4 protein-coding genes are annotated in these 2882 nt (G+C 72.3%); 3 read left to right on the top strand and 1 reads right to left on the bottom strand.

Translation table 11 applies throughout. The annotated features are described in order from the left end of the window. Window positions 1-687: ATP-dependent DNA helicase (locus C1I95_RS33125; RefSeq protein WP_146605939.1), on the top strand; the 687-nt coding region annotated here is incomplete at its 5' end. A gap of 21 nt (window positions 688-708) precedes the next feature. Here C1I95_RS33125 and C1I95_RS33120 read toward each other — a convergent pair. Then, the gene (locus C1I95_RS33120; protein ID WP_233514041.1) at window positions 709-2007 is read right to left on the bottom strand and encodes an AI-2E family transporter; all 1299 of its coding nucleotides are present in this window, start codon (window positions 2005-2007) and stop codon (window positions 709-711) included. Window positions 2008-2173: 166 nt separating this feature from the next. On the opposite strand from C1I95_RS33120, the gene C1I95_RS33115 reads away from it, so the two are divergent. Continuing rightward, a complete protein-coding gene (locus C1I95_RS33115; RefSeq protein WP_111219963.1) occupies window positions 2174-2512 on the top strand; it encodes a GroES family chaperonin in 339 nt (112 codons plus the stop codon). A 112-nt stretch (window positions 2513-2624) separates the two neighbouring features. Next, window positions 2625-2792, top strand: a complete 168-nt coding sequence (locus C1I95_RS36045) for a hypothetical protein (RefSeq protein WP_199524026.1) — start codon at window positions 2625-2627, stop codon at window positions 2790-2792. Window positions 2793-2882: the final 90 nt, after the last annotated feature.

Genomic DNA, 2882 nt, shown 5'->3' with positions numbered 1-2882 from the left:
GTCATTGACTCCGGGGCGGGCTGGCGGTCGCTGGATGTCGGCTCGCCGTTCGACTACGCCCGCCAGGGGATCCTGTACGTGGCCGCGCACCTGCCCCGGCCCGGGGTCTCCGGGTTGCCCGACGCGGCCGGGGAGGAGCTGCTCGCGCTGGTCACCGCGCTGGGTGGCCGTACGCTCGGGTTGTTCTCCTCCCGGCGGGCCGCGCAGCAGGCGGCGGAGCTGGTGCGGGCGCGGACCGACCTGCCGGTGCTGTTGCAGGGCGAGGAGGCGTTGCCGCTGCTGGTCCGCCGGTTCCGGGAGGAGCGGTCGAGCTGCCTGTTCGGGGTGATGTCCCTGTGGCAGGGGGTGGACGTGCCGGGCGACGCCTGCCAGCTGGTGGTGATCGACCGGCTGCCCTTCCCCCGGCCCGACGAACCGCTGGCCGCCGCGCGGGCCGCGGCGGTCGACGCGCAGGGCGGGTCGGGTTTCGCCGCGGTCAGCGTCCCGATCGCGGCGGTCCGCCTGGCTCAGGGCGTGGGCCGGCTGATCCGGGCCACCGCCGACCGGGGCGTGGTGGCCGTGCTCGACTCCCGGCTGGAGACCGCCCGCGGCTACGGCCCGTTCCTGCGCCGCTCGTTGCCGCCGTTCTGGTACACCACCCGCCCCGAGGTGGTGCGGGGCGCCCTGACCCGGCTCGCCGACAGCTGAACAACCGCCGGCGGTCGTGGATCAGGGGGCCCGGGAGGCGACGACGACCGCGTCGGGCGGGGTGTCCGGGACGCGGCGGGCGGCGAGCCGGCGCACCGCCGTGTTGAGCACCGCGATCAGCGGCACCGCGACCAGTGCACCGGTGATCCCGGCGAGCACCACGCCGGCGGCCAGACCGATGATCACCGCGAGCGGGTGGATGGCCACCGCGCGGCCCATGATCAGCGGTTGGAGGATGTGCCCCTCGACCTGCTGCACCCCGATCACCACGCCGAGGATGATCAACGCGGTCACCGGCCCGCTGTCGACCAGCGCGACCAGCACCGCCACGCCGCCGGAGAGCGTCGCACCGACGATCGGGATGAACGCGCCGAGGAAGACCAGTGCGGCCAACGGGAGGGCGAACGGGACGTCGAAGATGAAGAGGAAGATGCCGATGCCGAGGGCGTCGATGAAGGCGACCAGCAGGGTCGCCCGGACGTAGGCGACCAGGGTGGCCCAGGAGGCCCGGCCGGCGTCGTCGACCTTCCACCGGGCCGCCACCGGCAGCAGCCGGACCAGGAAGCGCCAGATCATGTTGCCGTCGCGCAGGAAGAAGAAGGTCGCGAAGAGCACCAGCACCGTGCCGGTCAACACCTCGGCCAGGGTGGTGGCGGTGGACAGCGCACCGCTGGTGAACCGCTCGGTGTTGTTGTTGACCCACTGCTGGGCCTCTTCGAGGTACCGGTTGAGGTCGTTGTCGGACAGGTGCAGCGGCCCGGTCTGGAGCCAGTCCTGGATCTGTTGCAGCCCCTGGGTCGACTTCTTGGCCAACTCCGGCACGCCCCGGATGAACTCGTTGACCACCAGGGTCAGCGTGCCGATCAGTGCGACCAGGCCCCCGACCAGCACCACGGCGGTCGCCAGCGACCTCGGCAGCCGGGCCCGCAGCAGCCAGCCCACCGCGGGCGCCAGCAGTGCCGAGAGCAACATCGCCACGGCGAGCGGGATGATCACGATGCTGATGGTGCTGACGATCTTGAGCAGCGCCCAGAACACGATGCCGACGGCGATCAGCCGCCACGACCAAGCGGCGGCTATCCGTAGCGCGTGCGGCACGTCCGCGTCGTCACGGCTGGCGGTGGAGTTGTGCAGGGCGGCCGGCGGTTCGGCACCGACCACGGTCGCGGTCGGTGGTGCCGCCGGCCCCGGAGCGGCCGGTGAGGCCACCTTGGCCGGCTCGGGTACCTCGGGTGGGGTGTTGCGGGCGGTGCGAACCGATTCCCGTCCTGACTCGTACGCGCGACGCAGCCGCCCACGTATCCGCTCGAATCGGCTCAAGCGCACCTCCCGGCGAAGATTCGGCCCGCGTACGGCGTCAGGTCGGACAGGATACGCCCGACGCCACAACGGTAGGCCAGTTCCGCCACACATTGCGCCTGCCGGACGCCGCTTGATCCGGTGACCACCGACGCCGGGCCGGGGGCGACACGGTAGCGTCTCCGGCGTGACAGCCGACCAGAACCTCGACTCCGGCCTGCCCATCCGGCTGCTGCACGACCGCGTGCTGGTGCGGATGGAGGGCAGCGAGGGTGAGCGCCGCTCCACCGCCGGCATCGTGATCCCGGCCACTGCGGCCATGGGCAAGCGCCTGGCGTGGGCCACTGCGGTGGGAGTCGGGCCGCACGTACGCTCGATCGTCTCCGGCGACCGGGTGCTCTTCGACCCCGACGACCGTTCGGAGGTCGAGCTGCACGGCCGTGGCTACGTGCTGCTGCGCGAACGCGATGTGCACGCGGTGGCCGCCGAGCGGGTCGAGGAGAACGCCACCGGGCTCTACCTGTGAGCCCACCGGCGCCGTAGTTCGTCCGGCTCACCGAGCCCGCAGACCCGGCACGCGTCGTTTGCCTCGCTCCCCGGCGGGAAGCCAGCCGCACCACCGGCCCTGGGGAGGGACGATGCCGGTATTCGTGAAGAAGGTGCTCGCCTGGGGAAGCCTTGCGTTCCTGATCTACTTCATGGCGTTCCGGCCGGAGGGCGCCGCGCAGATGTTCAAGGCCATCGGAGCGACCCTGATGATGATGGCCCAGGGGCTCGGCGACTTCCTCACCAGCCTGATGACCTGAGCACACGACGGCCGCCCACGGGACCGGGCGGCCACCCGCAGGAAACACCGCGGCCGCACCGGGCTGCCCTGCCGCCCAGCACACCGGGGC

This window comes from Micromonospora craterilacus, assembly GCF_003236315.1.
Lineage (GTDB): Bacteria > Actinomycetota > Actinomycetes > Mycobacteriales > Micromonosporaceae > Micromonospora > Micromonospora craterilacus.
Note: the sequence above shows the minus strand (reverse complement) of the source record. Positions and strands in the feature narration are given on the sequence as shown.

Excerpts from the sequence above, each read along its gene's own strand:
- C1I95_RS36045 (WP_199524026.1), top strand. The coding sequence starts at position 2,625 with ATGCCGGTATTCGTGAAGAAGGTGCTCGCCTGGGGAAGCCTTGCGTTC.